Origin of the sequence: Bacillus sp. JUb11 (genome assembly GCF_024807925.1) — a bacterium.
GTDB lineage: Bacteria > Bacillota > Bacilli > Bacillales > Bacillaceae > Bacillus > Bacillus altitudinis.
In genome coordinates, this window is sequence record NZ_JANUEZ010000008.1 from 91621 (window position 1) to 110078 (window position 18458).

The 18458-nt window shown below is 43.9% G+C and carries 19 protein-coding genes and 2 riboswitches; of the genes, 1 reads left to right on the forward strand and 18 read right to left on the reverse strand.

What is annotated here, in order from left to right; genetic code table 11:
- Positions 1-10: 10 nt before the first annotated feature.
- The 18 genes from purH to M2369_RS15935 all read right to left on the reverse strand — a co-directional run bounded on the left by purH (position 11) and on the right by M2369_RS15935 (position 17164).
- The gene (purH, locus tag M2369_RS15850; protein ID WP_008344287.1) at positions 11-1549 is read right to left on the reverse strand and encodes a bifunctional phosphoribosylaminoimidazolecarboxamide formyltransferase/IMP cyclohydrolase; all 1539 of its coding nucleotides are present in this window, start codon (positions 1547-1549) and stop codon (positions 11-13) included.
- 15 nt (positions 1550-1564) lie between these two features.
- Positions 1565-2134, reverse strand: a complete 570-nt coding sequence (gene purN, locus M2369_RS15855) for a phosphoribosylglycinamide formyltransferase (RefSeq protein WP_008344288.1) — start codon at positions 2132-2134, stop codon at positions 1565-1567.
- Positions 2131-3171 carry a phosphoribosylformylglycinamidine cyclo-ligase gene (purM, locus tag M2369_RS15860; protein ID WP_017366751.1) on the reverse strand — a complete coding sequence of 347 codons (1041 nt, stop codon included), beginning with the start codon at positions 3169-3171 and terminating at the stop codon, positions 2131-2133. Before purM ends, purN begins: the two co-directional genes overlap by 4 nt.
- Positions 3172-3267: 96 nt before the next feature.
- Positions 3268-4698: an amidophosphoribosyltransferase gene (gene purF, locus M2369_RS15865; RefSeq protein ID WP_039168587.1), complete on the reverse strand. Its 1431-nt coding sequence runs from the start codon at positions 4696-4698 to the stop codon at positions 3268-3270.
- A complete protein-coding gene (purL, locus tag M2369_RS15870) occupies positions 4674-6905 on the reverse strand; it encodes a phosphoribosylformylglycinamidine synthase subunit PurL (protein ID WP_024719398.1) in 2232 nt (743 codons plus the stop codon). Before purL ends, purF begins: the two co-directional genes overlap by 25 nt.
- A complete protein-coding gene (gene purQ / locus M2369_RS15875) occupies positions 6889-7572 on the reverse strand; it encodes a phosphoribosylformylglycinamidine synthase subunit PurQ (protein ID WP_008344292.1) in 684 nt (227 codons plus the stop codon). Before purQ ends, purL begins: the two co-directional genes overlap by 17 nt.
- Complete coding sequence (gene purS / locus M2369_RS15880) at positions 7569-7823, reverse strand: phosphoribosylformylglycinamidine synthase subunit PurS (RefSeq protein WP_008344293.1); 255 nt, start codon at positions 7821-7823, stop codon at positions 7569-7571. The genes purQ and purS overlap by 4 nt, the downstream gene beginning before the upstream one ends.
- Positions 7816-8538 (reverse strand): phosphoribosylaminoimidazolesuccinocarboxamide synthase, encoded by a 723-nt coding sequence (gene purC, locus M2369_RS15885; protein ID WP_259254920.1) that lies wholly within the window; start codon positions 8536-8538, stop codon positions 7816-7818. Before purC ends, purS begins: the two co-directional genes overlap by 8 nt.
- A 72-nt stretch (positions 8539-8610) precedes the next feature.
- Positions 8611-9906, reverse strand: coding sequence for an adenylosuccinate lyase (purB, locus tag M2369_RS15890; RefSeq protein ID WP_008344295.1), 1296 nt, complete (start codon positions 9904-9906; stop codon positions 8611-8613).
- Positions 9903-11045 (reverse strand): 5-(carboxyamino)imidazole ribonucleotide synthase, encoded by a 1143-nt coding sequence (gene purK / locus M2369_RS15895; protein WP_019743759.1) that lies wholly within the window; start codon positions 11043-11045, stop codon positions 9903-9905. Before purK ends, purB begins: the two co-directional genes overlap by 4 nt.
- Positions 11038-11526, reverse strand: coding sequence for a 5-(carboxyamino)imidazole ribonucleotide mutase (gene purE, locus M2369_RS15900; RefSeq protein WP_008344298.1), 489 nt, complete (start codon positions 11524-11526; stop codon positions 11038-11040). The genes purK and purE overlap by 8 nt, the downstream gene beginning before the upstream one ends.
- Before the next feature lie 169 nt (positions 11527-11695).
- Positions 11696-11797: riboswitch (purine riboswitch) on the reverse strand.
- A 79-nt stretch (positions 11798-11876) separates the two neighbouring features.
- Complete coding sequence (locus M2369_RS15905; RefSeq protein ID WP_017359825.1) at positions 11877-12077, reverse strand: NETI motif-containing protein; 201 nt, start codon at positions 12075-12077, stop codon at positions 11877-11879.
- Positions 12074-12628 carry a DUF2179 domain-containing protein gene (locus tag M2369_RS15910; protein ID WP_008344300.1) on the reverse strand — a complete coding sequence of 185 codons (555 nt, stop codon included), beginning with the start codon at positions 12626-12628 and terminating at the stop codon, positions 12074-12076. Before M2369_RS15910 ends, M2369_RS15905 begins: the two co-directional genes overlap by 4 nt.
- Before the next feature lie 374 nt (positions 12629-13002).
- Entirely contained in the window at positions 13003-13800 is a 798-nt protein-coding gene (locus tag M2369_RS15915) for a hypothetical protein (protein WP_024719394.1), read from the reverse strand.
- A 217-nt stretch (positions 13801-14017) separates the two neighbouring features.
- On the reverse strand, positions 14018-14200 hold the full coding sequence (locus M2369_RS15920; protein ID WP_008344304.1) for a YezD family protein: 183 nt from the start codon (positions 14198-14200) through the stop codon (positions 14018-14020).
- Between the two features lie 18 nt (positions 14201-14218).
- Positions 14219-14380 (reverse strand): hypothetical protein, encoded by a 162-nt coding sequence (locus tag M2369_RS15925; protein ID WP_008344307.1) that lies wholly within the window; start codon positions 14378-14380, stop codon positions 14219-14221.
- Positions 14381-14586: 206 nt separating this feature from the next.
- Positions 14587-15912, reverse strand: a complete 1326-nt coding sequence (locus tag M2369_RS15930; RefSeq protein WP_259254921.1) for an NCS2 family permease — start codon at positions 15910-15912, stop codon at positions 14587-14589.
- Positions 15913-16057: 145 nt separating this feature from the next.
- Positions 16058-16159, reverse strand: a riboswitch (purine riboswitch).
- Positions 16160-16285: 126 nt separating this feature from the next.
- On the reverse strand, positions 16286-17164 hold the full coding sequence (locus M2369_RS15935; RefSeq protein WP_259254922.1) for a LysR family transcriptional regulator: 879 nt from the start codon (positions 17162-17164) through the stop codon (positions 16286-16288).
- A gap of 100 nt (positions 17165-17264) precedes the next feature.
- Between M2369_RS15935 and M2369_RS15940 the strand changes: the two genes are divergently transcribed.
- Positions 17265-18452 carry an MFS transporter gene (locus tag M2369_RS15940; protein ID WP_259254923.1) on the forward strand — a complete coding sequence of 396 codons (1188 nt, stop codon included), beginning with the start codon at positions 17265-17267 and terminating at the stop codon, positions 18450-18452.
- Positions 18453-18458: the final 6 nt, after the last annotated feature.

Genomic DNA, 18458 nt, shown 5'->3' on the forward strand with positions numbered 1-18458 from the left:
TGTCATCCCCTTAATGTTTGAAATGTCTAACGCCAGTGAAGACCATGGCGATGCCGTATTCATCTGCTTTTTGGATTGATTCTTCATCACGAATGGAACCACCTGGCTGGATGATCGCTGTAACGCCTGCCTTTGCAGCAGCTTCCACTGTATCGCCCATTGGGAAGAACGCATCAGATCCTAGTGCGCTTCCTTTCGCTTTTTCACCTGCTTGCTCAATCGCAATGTTAGCCGAGCCAACACGGTTCATTTGACCAGCACCAATACCTGCTGTCATTTGATCCTTCGCTAGAACGATGGCATTTGATTTCACATGCTTGACGACTTTCCAAGCGAGCTTTAAGTCTTTCCATTCGTCTTCAGTCGGTTCTCTTTTCGTTGGAATAGAGATCGTTGCTTCCTCTAAGCCGTATGTGTCGATATCCTGAACGAGCAATCCACCATGAACACTTGTGAGCTGCTTTTCTTTTTTCCCAAGATCTGCTTCTACATCTAATGTTAGTAGACGAAGGTTCTTTTTCGCTGTTAACACGTCAAGTGCTTCTTGGCTGAACGATGGTGCGATGACGATTTCTAAGAAAATCGTATGGAGCACCTCAGCCGTTTGTTTGTCTACTTCACGATTAAGCGCCACAATGCCGCCGAAAATAGATGTTTCATCTGCTTTAAATGCACGATCAAATGCTTCTGCAATCGTTTCCCCTGTCCCAACACCACATGGGTTCATATGCTTTACAGCCACAGCCGCTGGCTCCGTAAATTCACGTACAATTTGAAGAGCTGCATCTGCATCTTTGATGTTGTTGTAGGAAAGTTCTTTTCCATGTAATTGCGTTGCAGTAGCTAAAGAGCCTTTGCTTGGAAGCGCATTTTCATAGAACGTCGCCGCTTGGTGCGGGTTTTCTCCATAACGAAGAGATTGCTTTTTCTCAAATGTGACTGTGAACTGTTCTGGCTCTGTTTCGCCAACAAAGTTCGTTAAATAATCCGCAATCAGGGCATCGTAAGCAGCTGTATGACGGAATACTTTTGCTGCAAGCTCACGTTTTTTCTCTAGTGAGACGCCGCCTTCTTTGATTTGTTGAACGACAGAATCATAATCACGCGGGTCCACAATCACCGTGACGTCCTGATGGTTTTTAGAAGCAGCACGAAGCATACCCGGTCCGCCAATATCAATGTTTTCAATCGCTTCTTCATACGTGACATCGTCTTTGGAAATGGTCTCTTTGAATGGATATAGATTCACAACGACAAGATCAATCGGCTGAATGCCGTGCTTTTCGATCTGTGCCATATGCTCATCGTTTTCTCTCACTGCTAACAGTCCACCGTGAATGTTCGGATGAAGCGTTTTGAGTCGTCCGTCCATGATTTCTGGGAAGCCAGTCACTTCAGAAATACCAATGACATCAATGCCGTTCTCTTGAAGAAGTTTGTGTGTACCACCAGTTGAAATCACTTCAACGCCAAGTTCTGTTAGTTCTTTCACAAAAGGTACAAGATTTGTTTTATCGGAAACACTGATTAATGCGCGTTTGATCGTCATGCCTTTGTCACCTCATTAAGATAATTCTAAAAGTGATTTGATCACTTTTGGATATAGTGTGTGTTCTAATTCATGCATTCTTTTTTCAATGGATTCAAGGTCTTCCCCTTGTTCAATATGAATGGCGGCTTGGTCAATAATCGGGCCGGTATCCATGCCTTCGTCGACATAATGAACCGTGATGCCTGCCACTTTGACTCCTGCTTGATAGGCTTGTCCAATCGCATCGAGTCCAGGAAATGCTGGCAGTAAAGAAGGGTGGATATTCACGATTTTCCCTCTAAATGCATCAAGCAATGTCGGACCGATCAGTCGCATATACCCAGCGAGGAAAATCCATTCCACTTCATGCAGTTTCAACTGTTCAATAATGGTTTGCTCAAAAGCTGCTTTACTCGGGAAAGCCTTCGGCGTAAAAGAAAAGGACGGAATGCCCTCTTTCTCTGCCCGCTCCAGCACCTTCGCACCCGGTTTATCACAGATCACAATGGCGGCTTTTGCCGGCCACTGTTCTTCTTTTAACGTATCAATAATGGCTTGAAAATTTGTCCCGCTTCCAGAGGCGAAGATCGCAAACTTTTTCATGAGAGGCTTCCACCACCGAAAGTGACGCCTTCTCCTTTTTGAACTCGTCCGATAAGAAAGGCTTTCTCTCCGTCTTGTTCAAGTCCGCTGATCACATCCACAAGATCATCCTCTTTGACGGCTAGGACAAAGCCAATGCCCATATTAAATACATTGAACATCTCTTCTGCTTTCAATTGCCCTTTTTCTTGAATAAAGGAGAAAATAGGCGGGACCGGCCATGAGCCGTTATCAATCTCAACACCAAGTCCTTCAGGTAGCATACGTGGTAAATTCTCAATAAAGCCACCGCCTGTCACATGTGCCATACCGTCAACCTTGCCAGCTTTCACTTGTTTAAGAACAGGCTTGACATAAATCTTCGTCGGTTCGAGCAGCTCTTCTCCAAGCGGTCTTGTAAAAGGTTCATATGTTTGGTGAAGGTCTAGTCCTGCGTCTTCCAGCAATACTTTTCGTACAAGAGAATAGCCATTGCTATGAATTCCGCTAGAGCTGAGTCCAATCAGCAAATGACCTTCCTTGATGTTCTCTCCTGTGACGATTTCATCCTTTTCAACGACACCTACAGAAAATCCAGCAATATCATATTCTTCTTCTGTGTAAAGACCCGGCATTTCTGCTGTCTCTCCGCCGACAAGCGCTGAACCAGACTGCTCGCATCCGTCAGCTACACCTTTGACGATGGATTCAATTTTCAAAGGATCTGCTTTTCCAACTGCTAAGTAATCTAAGAAAAAGAGCGGCTCTGCCCCTTGTGCAAGTACATCGTTCACACACATAGCAACAGCATCTACACCGATCGTATCGTGTTGATCCATTAAAAATGCCAGCTTTAATTTCGTACCAACACCATCTGTTCCTGAGACAAGAACGGGCTTTTTGTATGGCAGTTCAGATAAATCAAACATACCGCCAAATCCGCCTAGAGCCCCCATGACACCTGCTCTTTTTGTACGTTCTACGTGTGTTTTCATTCGTTTAACGGCTTCGTATCCTGCTTCGATGTCGACACCGGCGTTTTTATATGCTTCTGACATCCCATTCACTCCTTTTATCTGCTTGTCTTTCATGTATTTTCGGCAGAATGAAAGAGCAGCATATCAAATCACGTTGACTGCTGCTCCATTATTCGATTATTTCGTCAGGACTGTTTCCTTCACATGAGGAAGGACAGTATCTTCATAAATTTCGGTCGGGTATTTTCCAGTAAAGCATGCTAAACACTGACCGCGCTGCGGATCATCATACTTTCTGCCAATCCCGTCCATTAAACCGTCTACAGATAAAAATGCAATGGTGTCTGCACCGATTTCCTGTCTAATTTCTTCCACTGAATGAGATGATGCAATCAGCTCTTCGTGTGTAGACGTATCAATTCCATAAAAACACGGATGAGCGATTGGCGGTGAACTAATGCGTACATGCACTTCCGTCGCTCCCGCTTCTCTTAGCATCGTCACAATTCGGCGGCTTGTTGTTCCACGTACGATGGAATCATCCACCATGACGACACGTTTGCCTTCGACCACCCCGCGCACGGCAGACAGCTTCATGCGCACGCCCTGCTCACGCAATGCTTGAGACGGCTGAATAAATGTCCGGCCAACATAACGGTTTTTAATTAAACCTAGCTCATATGGAATACCTGTTGCTTCGGCATAGCCAATCGCTGCAGAAATACTGGAGTCTGGTACACCTGTCACGACATCTGCTTCGACATGTGCTTCTTCTGCAAGTTTCTTGCCAAGATTCTTTCTCGCACTATGCACGTTGATGCCATTGATATTGCTGTCCGGTCTTGAGAAATAAATGTATTCCATGCTGCACATGCTGCGGTTAATGTTCATCGAGAAACGCTCAGATTTTAAGCCGTCATCATTAATGATCAGCATTTCGCCAGGCTCTACATCTCGTAAATAGGTAGCACCAACGACATCAAAGGCACATGTTTCAGAAGCGACAACATAAGCATCCCCAAGCATACCAAGTGAAAGTGGACGTAATCCGTTCGGATCAAGCGCTACGATCATTTCTGTTTCCGTCATGATTAGGAAAGCATAAGCTCCTTTTAACATAGACAGAGCATTTTTGATTTGATCCTTCAAATCCATATATCCGCTGCGCTTAATTAAGTGAGCGAGCACTTCGGTATCAGAAGACGTTTGAAAAATACTTCCTTGGTTCTCTAGCTGCTGTTTTAATTGCGTTGCATTGACCAAGTTTCCATTATGAGCAAGGGCGAGACTGCCATTGTTTTGCGAGCGGAAGAAGAGGGGCTGCACATTCTCAAAGCCGCCTCCGCCTGCTGTCGCATACCGAACGTGTCCGATCGCACCTTTTCCCTTTAAATCCTTAAGCTCACCATTTTGGAACACTTCCGTAATCAGTCCAAGGCCTTTGTGTGACGTCAGGTTTTCACCGTCTGTTGCAATAATTCCCGCACCTTCTTGTCCTCGGTGCTGAAGGCTATGCAATCCGTAATATGTGATTTGCGGGGCTTCTTCGTGTCCCCAAACCCCAAAGACGCCACATTCTTCGTTTAAGCCTCTGATTTCAGCAAGCATGGGATCGCTCCTTTCCATGCGCGTTCAAGCTCGTTGACTGCCGCATGAATCCATTGTTGTCCTTCTTGATTTTTGACAGTGAATACACCATCATTTGTGACCGTTCCAACTTCTTTTGCATCTTGGACAGCCGCAGCAAACGCTTCGCGATTTTCTGGTTTCACTGTGACGACAAAACGTGACTGTGATTCACTGAATAGTGATGCAGCGCTGTTTAGATCGAGCTGGATATCAGCGCCAAGACCATCTGTTCCAAATGTACTTTCAGCTAGTGCTACACCAAGACCGCCTTCAGACACATCATGTGCTGACTGAACAAGTCCGTTTTGAATTGCTGCTAATAGGGCTTCTTGACGCGCCAGTTCTACATCCAAATCAATTTCTGGTGCTTTTCCATAGATACGGCCTTCTGTCATTTTTTGAAGCTCACTGCCTGCGAATTCTTCCTTCGTTTCACCAATGACGAAAATCACATCGCCTGCCTGTTGGAACGATTGAGTCGTAATATGAGCTGTATCCTCAATCAAACCAACCATGCCAATAACTGGCGTTGGGTAAATGGCTGTACCATTTGACTCGTTATATAAAGAGACGTTACCGCCGATGACCGGTGTGCTTAATGTACGGCAAGCTTCGCTAATGCCGTCAGCAGACTTTTCAATCTGCCAGAAGATTTCTGGTTTCTCCGGGTTACCGAAGTTCAAGTTATCTGTTACTGCAAGCGGACGAGCCCCTGAGCAGACAATGTTACGTGCAGCTTCTGCAACTGCGATCTTCCCGCCAACCTCTGGATCAAGGTAGAGATAACGTGCGTTACAATCTGTTGTCATCGCAAGAGCTTTTTTCGTCCCACGGATTCTAAGCACGCCCGCATCAGAGCCAGGTGCAACGACAGTGTTTGTACGAACCATATAGTCGTATTGATCGTAAACCCATTCTTTACTCGCAATCGTTGGCTGTTTTAACAGCTGCTTCAATGTATCTGCTGCATCTGTGATCGCTGGAGCTTCCACTTTTGTTTCTAAAAACTCACGATAGTATGCAGGCTCACTTGACGGCTTGTGATAAACCGGTGCTTCTTCTGCAAGTGCATCAACTGGAAGCTCACACACTACTTCTCCTTGATGGAGTAAACGAAGCATTTTATCGTCTGTCACATGACCGACTGAGACTGCTTCAAGATCGTATTTTTCAAAAATATCAATGATTTCTTGCTCACGGCCTTTTTCAATGACCAACAGCATTCTCTCTTGGGATTCAGACAGCATCATTTCATACGCTGACATGCCTGTTTCACGCTGAGGGATCAGGTCTAGGTTCATTTCGATACCTGAACCAGCTTTACTTGCCATCTCTGCACTTGAGCTAGTTAAGCCAGCCGCTCCCATATCTTGAATGCCCACAAGCGCATCATTTTTGATGACTTCAAGGCATGCTTCAAGCAAAAGCTTTTCCATGAACGGATCGCCGACTTGAACCGCTGAACGTTTTTCTTCTGATTCATCAGAAAATTCTTCAGACGCAAATGTTGCACCGTGAATCCCGTCACGTCCCGTTTTAGCACCAACGTACATGACCGTATTGCCAACACCTTTTGCCTGCCCTTTCTTGATGTCTTCATGGTTGATTAACCCTACACACATCGCGTTAACGAGCGGGTTGCCTTCATAGCTTTGATCAAAATGAACTTCTCCGCCGACTGTTGGAATACCGATACAGTTTCCATAGCCTGCAATCCCTGCCACTACTTCTTCAAACAAGTACTTCACGCGCGGTGAAGTCAGTTCACCAAAACGAAGAGAGTTTAATACCGCAATTGGACGAGCACCCATGGAGAATACATCACGGATGATTCCGCCGACACCTGTTGCCGCTCCTTGATACGGTTCAATTGCAGATGGATGGTTATGTGATTCGATTTTAAATACAACCGCTTGGTTGTCTCCAATATCAACGATTCCAGCGCCTTCCCCAGGACCTTGAAGAACATGCTCTCCTTTTGTCGGGAATTTGCTTAAAACAGGCTTTGAGTTTTTATAACTGCAATGCTCTGACCACATGACAGAAAAGATACCCGTTTCTGTGTAGTTTGGCAGCCTGCCAATAATGGATTCGATTAAAGCGAATTCTTCATCACTCAATCCCATTTGCTGATACAATTTCTCTTCTTTAATTTGCTTGTGACTTGGTTCAAGCAGTAGTGACATGAGTGTCCCTCCAATTTTTCACGATAGATTGAAACAATTTAAGTCCGTCTGCGCTGCCTAGTAATGAGTCAACCGCGCGCTCAGGGTGCGGCATCATGCCGAGTACATTGCCCTGTTCATTCGTTACACCTGCAATTCGATTGACACTGCCGTTAATATCGTCACCGTAAGTGAAAGCGATTTGGCCTCGTTCAATCAGCTTCGCTAACGTGTCTTCGTCACAGTAGAAGTTACCTTCACCGTGTGCCACAGGAATCGTAATCGATTCACCTTTTTGATAACCGCTTGTAAATTGCGTTTCGTTGTTCTCTACAATGAGTTCAACTGGACGACAGATAAATTTTAAATCTTTATTCCGTCTCATTGCGCCTGGCAGAATGCCAAGCTCCTGAAGAATTTGGAACCCGTTACAAACACCAAGAACAGGTTTTCCTTCCGCAGCTGCTTTTTTCACAGCCGGCATGATGTTAGAAAAACGAGCAATCGCACCGCATCTTAAGTAATCCCCATAAGAGAAACCGCCTGGTACGAGTACACCGTCAAAACCATCAAGACTCGTTTCGTCGTGCCATACATATTCAACTTGTTCACCTAACTCATCTTGAATCGCATGGTACATATCGATATCACAGTTAGAGCCAGGCAAGACGATCACTGCAAACTTCACTGTGCGACAACCTCCTCCACCTCATAGCGGTAATCTTCAATCACCGTATTGGCAAGCAATTTTTCACACATTTCTTTGACCACTGTATCTAAGTCACGTTCTGATTTCTCAATGACTAGCTCCATATATTTCCCGATACGGACATCCTTTACTTCCTGATAAGACATGCTGTGCAAAGCGTGCTGCACGGCACTTCCTTGTGGATCAAGAACGCTCTCTTTTAAGCTGACAAAAATTTTCACTTTATACATGTTTATGGCCTCCAAGTCTTTTGAAAATTTCTTCGTATGCATTTGTTAAGCCGCCCAGGTTTCGTCTGAACACGTCTTTATCAAGCTTTTCGTTTGTGTCTTTGTCCCAAAGCCTGCACGTATCAGGTGAAATCTCATCAGCTAACAAAATACGATTCTCGTGATCTATTCCGAATTCAAGCTTGAAATCAATTAAATTCACATTGCAATCTGAGAAGATTTGCTTTAATTCTTCATTCACTTGTCTTGTGATTTGTTTCATTTCCTCCACCTGTTCAGGTGTCGCTGCATGTAAAATGCGAATATGATCTTCTGTAATGAGCGGATCGCCGAGTGCATCATCTTTGTAGTAAAACTCGATCAAAGGTGTGTCCAGTTTCGTGCCCTCTGGAATCCCAAGACGCTTTGACATACTGCCTGCCACCACGTTTCGCACAACGACTTCAAGCGGTACGATGTCTACCTTTTGAATGAGCTGTTCTGTTTCAGATAGGCGTTTCACAAAGTGATTGTTGATCCCTTTCTCATGTAGCATTTGAAAAATCAAGCTGGAAATTTCGTTATTCAGTCTGCCTTTGCCTTCAATTTCCGCTTTCTTTTCACCGTTAAATGCTGTAGCTGAGTCTTTATATTCGACATATAAAATATGCTCGTCATCGGTCTGATAGATTCTTTTCGCTTTGCCTTCGTAGAGAAGTTCTTGTTTCACAGTCATTCAGATTGGCCTCCTAATTTGAATGTTGGCAATTTTCAGGATTAGGCGCCTGACTAGCAGGCGGCCCATTTCTTACGCAAGACCTAGACGTTCGAAAATCATATCGACATTTTTCAAGTGATAGTTGTAATCGAAGCAGTCAGCGATTTGTTCAGGTGTTAAGCGTGAAGTGATTTTCTCTTCTGCTTCTACTAATGAACGGAATGGTACTTGTTTCTCCCAAGCTTCCATCGCCTTTGGCTGAACCGTGTCATATGCTTCTTCACGTGCCATACCTGTATCAATAAGTGCAAGAAGAACACGCTGAGAGTAGATCAAGCCAAGTGTGCGGTCCATGTTGCGTTTCATATTCTCAGGGAACACCGTCAAGTTCTTCACAATGTTAGAGAAACGGTTCAGCATATAGTTCAGTGCAATCGTTGCATCTGGTAAAATGATGCGTTCAGCAGATGAATGAGAAATATCACGCTCATGCCAAAGCGGTACATTTTCATAAGCAGTTAGCATATAACCACGGATGACACGGGCAATCCCCGTCATATTTTCAGAACCGATCGGGTTTCGTTTATGAGGCATCGCGGATGATCCTTTTTGTCCTTTTGCAAAGAACTCTTCTACTTCACGTGTTTCACTCTTTTGAAGACCACGAATTTCAACAGCAAATTTCTCAATGCTTGTTGCCACTAAAGCAAGGGTTGCCATGTAATCTGCATGACGGTCACGCTGCAAGGTTTGGGTTGAAATTGGTGCAGCTTTGATGCCAAGTTTCTCACATACATATTGCTCAACAAACGGGTCGATGTTCGCATATGTGCCAACAGCACCAGAGATTTTGCCGTATTCGATGCCGGCTTTTGCTTGTTTAAAACGTTCTAAGTTACGCTTCATTTCCTCGTACCAAAGAGCAAGCTTCAAGCCAAATGTTGTCGGTTCAGCATGTACACCGTGCGTACGGCCCATCATGACTGTATATTTGTGCTCTTTTGCTTTTTCTTTTAGTATGTCAACAAATCTCTCAATGTCCTTGAGCAAAATATCGTTCGCCTGTTTTAATAGATATGAAAGCGCCGTATCCACTACGTCTGTAGATGTTAACCCGTAATGAACCCACTTTCTTTCTTCTCCTAGAGATTCAGATACAGCACGCGTAAAGGCAACCACGTCGTGGCGCGTGTCTTGTTCAATCTCCAAAATACGTCCAATATCAAAGCTTGCATTCTTGCGCATTGTCACAACGTCTTCTTTCGGAATGATGCCAAGTTCTGCCCAAGCTTCACAAGCGAGAATTTCTACTTCAAGCCATGCATTAAATTTGTTTTCCTCTGTCCAGATTGCTGACATTTCTGGTCGTGCGTAACGTTCGATCATTTCCCGTTTCCTCCATCTCTTTCAGTCCATATCTTTGTGATGTTTGCCATCCATTCATCATCAAGCTGTTTCATAAATGTCATATGCCCCATTTTACGGCCGGCTTTTACTTCATGTTTGCCATATAGATAAAGCTTCGCTTCCTTTAAAAGCTCAGGATGTTCTTTTGGGATGTCCACTTCATCGCCCAGCAAATTCACCATCATTCCCTCTGATAAAAGAGCTGTTCCGCCAAGAGGCAAACCGCATATGGCGCGAATGTGCTGTTCAAACTGACTCGTCTCACATAAATCCAATGTGTAATGTCCAGAGTTATGCGGGCGCGGTGCCAGTTCATTGACGAGCAGCTTCCCTTCATTTGTCAAGAACAGTTCAACAGCAAGCGTACCGACTAGCCCTAGCTTTTCAGCAAGCGTTGTTGCCAGCTCTTTTGCTTTCTCCTGAATGCTGTCATCTACCCGTGCAGGCACGATGCTTTGGAATAAAATATTGTGCTTATGAATGTTCTCAGCGACTGGGAATGTCGCAATTTCCCCATGAACAGACCGCGTCACAATCACGGACAGTTCCATTTGGAAAGGAACCCAGCTTTCTAAAATGCACGTTCCATGCGTGAGAAGTGCAGCCGCTTCATGAAGCTGATCCTTCTCTTTGATGACGTACTGTCCTTTACCGTCGTAACCGCCTCTGCATGTTTTCAGCACAGCTGGTAAACCAAGCGCATTTACTGCACCTTTCAGCTCCTTCTCATCATGAACGATGCGATAAGGGGCGACTTCACAGCCTGCATCTACAATCCCTTTTTTCTCGGTTTCACGGTTTTGGGTTAAAAGAAGGAGTTCGCTTCCTTGCGGTAAATACGCCTCTTCCTTCAGTTGATTGAGTGCATCATAATCAATGTTTTCAAATTCATATGTGACCACATCACTGATGTCCGCCAGCTGCCTGATCGCTTCAAGGTCACTGTATGCGGCTGTAATTTCTGTATCAGCAACCTGTCCACAAGGAGAATGTGTGACTGGGTCAAGAACTGCTGCCCGGTAGCCCATTTGCTTTGCACTGACGGCCATGTATCTGCCAAGCTGTCCGCCGCCGATGATACCAATGGTTGCGTTTGGAAAAATGGTCTGCTTAGCCAAGCTGATCACTGCTTTCTAATACAGTTTGTTTTGTTTGCTCTCTTCTTTCTTCAAGGCGTGCTGCAACGGCTTCATCGAATGCTGAAATCATTTGTGCAGCTAAAAGACCTGCATTTGTTGCACCGGCTTTGCCGATTGCCACTGTGGCAACAGGTACACCGCCTGGCATTTGAACAATGGATAATAAGGAATCCAGCCCGTTTAATGCTTTTGATTGTACGGGCACACCAATGACCGGCAGTGTCGTTTTTGCTGCGACCATCCCCGGTAAATGTGCTGCGCCTCCAGCACCGGCAATAATGACCCTGAGTCCTTTACCTCTTGCTTCAGTCGCATATTCAAACATCAAATCAGGTGTCCGATGTGCGGATACAACCTGTTTTTCATACGGAATGTTTAATTCCTCTAAGATATCGCACGCATGTTTCATTGTTTCCCAATCAGATGTACTTCCCATGATGACACCTACAAGCGGCTTCATTTTGTCCCCACCTTTAAGCTATTATTCGATTTTGTATCGTTTGACACGCTTCCCAAACCTAAGTAGCTTGTCAAACGCCGAACAAAAAGACCCGGTTTGTATTGCATTGTTAGGAAGCAACACAAACCGGGCCATGGTAAGCGCTGTTCGCTTTTAAAACGCCATGTCAGTTTTGTTCACTATCCTGCATAGTCCAGTCATTTACGGTAACTGGGTAGAAACTTATGGGCCATATTCCCAAGATTATATGAGGCTCGTGTTTTGATTTCATGTTTATCTTAACAACGGATGTTCATGATGTCAACGGATTTATCGAACAATCTATGAAGTCGTCGTTTTAATGTTCGGATTTAGAGTATTTTTCCCTCAAATACGATTTTTTTCCCAATCGGAATGATCTGAATCGACCCATTTTCCTTCTTTTCCTGAAAGATGGGCTCCTCCATTCGTCGGACAGGTGAGTAGCCTTCCTCTGCCATCTGGGACAACACTTGTTCAATCGTCATGTTGTCTTCCACGTAGAATTTCTTTTTCTTTGGTTTTGCGGTCATTCTTTAATTCTCCTTTTCTTCACAGCCTTCACCCAGAAGCCGCCATGAATCGTTTTGGGCTCATACGAAATGATAAACGCCTTTGAATCAAGCGTTTTAATCGTTTCATATAATTGCAGTTCATATTTTCTCGGTGTTAAAATTTGCATCGCTGACCGGTCTCCTTCAAGACCTCCTACTACCCAGTTGGTGACGCCATATCCTTTTTCTCTCAATTGTTTTGGGAGATCTAGATCGATTTCTTTTGTAATCACGTTCACAGTAATGTAGCCAAGTGCCAGCTTCTCTTCAATTTTCATCCCGACAATGATTCCAATTCCATAACCTAGCGCATACGCAATGACATTTTGTACTTGATCTAAGTTATCTAATACGATACTCAAACCAATGACATAAATCAGCATCTCGACAGTACCAGCAAAAGCGGCTGCATACCTTCTGCCTTTCATTGTTAAAATTAAACGCATAGTGGAAAAAGAGACATAAACAATGTTAATCACTAAAATAATCAAAACCATGGTGAACGCATTGGATAAAAGTTGTTGAAGCACGATTCGAACCCCCTGCACTAAAAATCAAATAAAGCACCCCATATTCTACTAGAGAACAAACCTTGATACAATCAAATTTGCGCGAGAAAAACACATATATCTTTCGACAACAAGGGGTGGTCTTTGTTACCAAGAGTTTACCCGTTTTTTCCCCTTCTCAACATGAAAAACCTCCTTTTTCAAAAGGAGGCTTTAGATGGTTGATAAAGGGCTAAAATGAACTTTATTTAACCCTTTGTCTTCTTTTCAGCGTGATAGAAACTTTTGAATTCTAAGAAGGACGAGTACCGGTGCGAAGCGCATTTCACTTTCGTGAGCACCGTCACGCAGGACTGACACATTGCAAAGATTTGTCTACACGCTGAAACGTGTTATTATCCAAACCTAACCGGAACAAGTGATGGGATCAAATACTCTCCGACAATGCCCCATAAAAGGGCAATGATAACGAGCTCAATCAACAAAAAGACCCAGCCGGCATACATCAAGTCTCCCCGCACAGCTTCTTGCTCTGATTGAATGGAGCGGAAGAGCACAATGGCAATCAGCTGAAGACCAAAAAACATCATGACGGATAAAATCACCGTTACATATGGAATATTCAGCATGGCAAATACAAGCCAAAGGATAGATAAAACCAAAACCGGCACAAGCACGGCACCGAACTTCATGATCACTTCTTTCAGCGATATGTTCCCTTTCAGCATGTACTTACCGAGCACCCAAACCGTCAGCATCATCAGTGTCAACAAAATGAGTGTAAAGACCGCTACCTTCAAAAAGGCGTCACCAAAAGAATAATGAATACCAAAACCTAATAAACGGGTCTTTGACGCCTTTAATTGAACGTAGTTGCCTAAAGCAAAAAACACACTGAATAACACAATTGAAATCCAGGCGTACTTCATGCGTAAAGTGTCCGCTTGATGGATCGCACGGCTCGGTGATTTTAACATCGCGAGCCCATATGAGCCATAGCGCTTAAACGCACCTCCTACACTTCTTGCAATGCGTTGAATGGCTGAACGCTCTTCATCAGCTGGCTTAGCCGTTCTTCCTCGTTTTGCAGCACTGCGGCTGAGGCGGGACTGCCTCGTTTCTTGATCTATTGATGGCTCTTCGTTTTCGTTTTTCGTTTCAGATGTGACCTGCTCTTGATCTTTCTCTAACATCCCATATCAACTCCTATCTCAGACAATCCGCACAGGCTCAGGTGACCTGTCCGGATGACTCCTATTAAAGTAGCGGAGTCTCTCTATTCAGTCAAGATTCCTTGACGTTCATACGAATAGACGGATAAAAGAATGAAGAGGTTTTAAATGGAGAGAAAATAAGACAAAACAAAAAAGCTGATGAGTGGATCAGCTTTTCATCATCTTTCATTACTTTTCATGAACGATAGCGCCCCTGCTTTGCTTTCTGAATCCGAAGATTCTCCTGGTGTGCTGGGAAACGAGTCTTTTCTGTCGTATCGACTTGTGTAATTTGTCCATTATGAATGGTGATCACCACCGACCCGTATTCAATCCCTTTTAAGGCAGATAAAATAAAATTCAGCTTTTGTTCATCCATCGCTCATCCCCCATCCCACTAATTTTGCTTTCGCTCTTTTAAATAGAGAACCTCATTTTCCAGCTCATGAATCGTATAATGCATGAGCGCTTCATGTTTTTCTTCATGCCCCCATAAAAGGAGTTGCTCAATCAATACCTGCTTTTTCCGCTCAATCACCTGCCTAAGCCAGCGTGACAAGTCATCCCCTCCCGTTATAATGAATTCAAGAAAAAAGGCACTCTGAACCCTTCTATAGAAAAAAGGAAATCAAAGCGCCTTTGGTGATCCAATCAGCGAATTATGTCTTTTTATCATAAACACATAATTCCTATAAGTCAACTATGTTTTTAAAATTTCCCTACAAAAAACAGCAGCCTCCATGAGCTGCTGTTTCAGACAAACCATTAATGATTTAAGAAAGCAAAATATAGAATAAAGATGACAAACAAGCCGTACATAATTGGATGCACTTCTTTTGCTTTTCCTTTAAAGATCATGGTGATCGGGTAGAAAATGAAACCAATCGCAATCCCTGTTGCAATACTATATGTGAGTGGCATCATAATCATCGTTAAGAAGGCCGGTACCGCAATTTCAAAACGATCCCATGCGATCTTCGCAAGAGGTGCAACCATCAGTGCACCGACAATGATTAAAGCAGGTGCCGTTACATTCGATGTCACGACAGATAATAGTGGCGAGAAGAACATCGCAAGTAAGAAGAAAATACCTGTCACGACGGCTGCAAAACCAGAGCGGGCACCCGCAGCAACACCTGAACTAGATTCAACATAAGACGTCGTCGTTGATGTTCCAAGAACAGAACCGACGACGATAGAAGAAGAATCCGCCAGAAGCGCTCTTCCTGCACGAGGCAGCTCATTATTTTTCATTAAACCAGCTTGTGTCGCCACAGCCACAAGTGTACCAGCTGTATCAAAGAAACCAACGAATAGGAACGTTAAAATGACCACAAGCATTTGAATGGAGAAAATATCTGGCAAGTGAATCAAAGCTTGACCAAAGGTTGGAGACAAACTTGGAATGCTTCCGATAATATGAGATGGAACTGGCACAAGACCAAAGATCATTCCAGCAATGGCTGTCACAAGCATCCCAATGAAGACACCTGCATTCACTCGAAGAACCATTAAAATGACAGTCACAACGATTCCAAATACCGTCAACAATACCGGACCACTATGAATATTTCCAATCGAAACGAGCGTATTATCGTTATTGGCAATAATACCGGAGCCTTGAAGACCCACAAATGTAATGAACAAACCAATCCCTGCACCAACAGCCAGCTTCAGCTCACTCGGAATGGCATTGATGATTTTTTCACGAAAACCTGTTAAAGAAAGAGCAACGAAAATCAATCCTGAAACAAACACACCGGAAAGTGCTGCCTGCCATGAGATCCCCATACCAAGAACCACTGAGAAAGCGAAGAACGCATTCAGTCCCATACCTGGTGCAATCGCAATCGGGTACCTGGCGATCAATCCCATCAGGAAACAACCTGCCGCAGAAGCTAACGCTGTAGCTGTAAAGACAGCCCCCTGATCAATTCGTAATTTATCTGGAAAATCCGGTACTGCTACTAAAGCAAGTGTGATCGGATTGACAAACAAGATGTAAGCCATCGACAAAAATGTCGTTAAACCGCCGATGATCTCTCTGCGATAATTCGTACCTAACTCATCAAACTGAAAAAACTGTTTCAAAGCCAACTGACTCCCTTCATGTCCTTTTGCTTTAGTCTGCCCCATTCACAAGTCAAATAAAAAACGCCCCAACAGTTTTTGGGACGCTTGACTACAATGTGAATTCAGACCGTGACATCAAACAAGAACAATGCATGATTTATATCAAACGAGTGTGAATTGACGTAGTCAAGCCATTTACGGTAGCTTGGTAGAAACTTGCGGGCCATATCCCCGCCATTATACGACTTCTATCTATTTGATTTCTGTGTCTATTGTACCAACTTCATTTTTAAAACACAATACGAAAAGCGAACATTTTTCAAAGAAATGTCCGCTTCATTCGTCTTATTACACGAATTTGGAAAATCACATCTAGTTCTTTATACACCCATCACTGAATTCTGGCAAAAACCGTTTCTGCTACATCGAAAAATGCCTTCACAGCAGGAGAAGCTTGCGTGAGCGATGGACAGGCAAGCGCCACCTCACGATGATGCGATACATTCAGATGACTGATCTGCACAAGTTGCTCCGTTTTTAGGAATAACTCAGGACCTATCGTCACACCAAGTCCTTCCCCAACCATGCGGGCAATGGTCGTACAATCATGCACTTCAAATAAAATAGACGGCTTGATTTGCGCCTCTGAAAAAATATCCTCTACATGGGACTGATACATGCCAGTTGGCATAATAAACGGTTCGTCCGCTAATTCTTCCATGTCTACAATTGGCTGCTGCTTAAAACGATGATTTTCGTGATAGGCGACTACCATTTTATCTTTCATAAGTGGCAATAGATCAAACGCTTCATCCGCTTTACCTTTTACAACAAACCCAACATCAATAATGCCAGAATCGAGCCACTCCAATATTTCTTCATATGTCCCCTCATAGAATTTAAATTCAATCTTTGGATGCTTTTTCTGATAGCTCACAAGTAGCTTTGGCAATAAACAAGCGGATGCACTGGCAAATGTTCCAATCCGAATCAAGCCAGATTCAATATTTTTGGTGAGTGCAATTTCCTGCTGGATTTTCTCTACTCGATTTAGCACTTCTCTTATATGCGGAAGAAGGGTTTCACCGGTATCTGTCAGCGTAATGCCCTTTTTTCGGTCACGCACGAATAAAGACACGCCCCACTCCGTCTCTAAACTTGCCACCGCATGACTCACGGCAGACTGTGTCATATTTGATGCTTCAGCTGCAGCGGTAAAACTGCCTAGCTCGACCACCTTAGCCATCGTTTCGAATCGAACAAAGCTCATGAGTATTCACTCATCCCTTTCATGAAAAACATCAATTTTACTTATGTTAGCACGGAATTTAAAATGAATACAACGTTTCAACATAAAGGAAGGGTTCAAAATGAAAAGTACATCTTATCCATTGCTCATATTTCTTTTAGCCGTCGGTTCCTTCGTCACAGGCACTTCAGAATTCGTCGTATCAGGCATACTGGACATCATTTCTGACGATCTGCACATCTCCATCCCGGTTGCGGGACAGCTCATCACCATCTATTCTCTTTTTTATGCCGTGGGTGCCCTCTTTTTAGTCATGGCCACATCGAAATTGAATCGAAAAAAGGTTCTTTTATCGGCGATTTCCATGTTTATAGCAGGGAATGTGCTTGCCTTTTTTAGCCATCACTTTATGCTGCTCATGCTCTCACGGGTCATCATGGCCATGAGTGGCGGCTTATATATTGTACTCGCAACAAATTATGCAGCACAGCTCGCCCCGCCAGAAAAAAAGGGGAGTGCGATGGCCACGGTGATCACTGGATTTACAGTTTCACTAGTACTCGGTGTACCGATTGGAACATTTTTAGCAGGATATGTAGATTGGCATGCCATTTTTCTCATCATTGCAATAGGAACCGCTTGTCTCTTGTTTCTTCTGTATCAATTATTACCGCCTATGGAGGGACATTCCCATGTGCCATTCAAACAGCAAATGCAAATTCTTCAAGACCGTAGGGTGTTAAGCGGCTTAGCCACGACAGCCTTTTGGATTTTAGGTTACACAATGGTATTTGCCTACATTTCGCCATTATTGCGACAGACATCCGGATTTACGCTCGAAATGACAAGCATTGCCTTGCTCGTCTTAGGGATTTCTGCTTTTATCGGATCACGCTTTGGCGGATACGCTGTCGATCAATGGGGACCAAACCGAACCATTTCAATCAGCATCACGGTTCAGATGCTCATGCTCTTTGCATTATCTTTTACACAATTTTCTGTAGTTGGCGTCTTCATCACGCTCGCCATTTGGGGCACCGTCACATGGACAACAACACCAGCGAAGCAATTTTATCTCATCTCCCTAAAACCCGAAACATCGGAAACCGTGCTGAGCTTTAATACAGCGATTATGAATATCGGCATGATGCTCGGCTCGTCAATGGGCGGTCTAATTATTCAATATACAAATGTAACGAATTTAAGTTGGATTGGTGGGATAGCTAGTTTTGTTGCATTGATGTTGATTCGGTACTCGTTCAATCGTCATCGACTGGCGAATCAACAGATAAAAAGCGAACATGTGTAATTATGT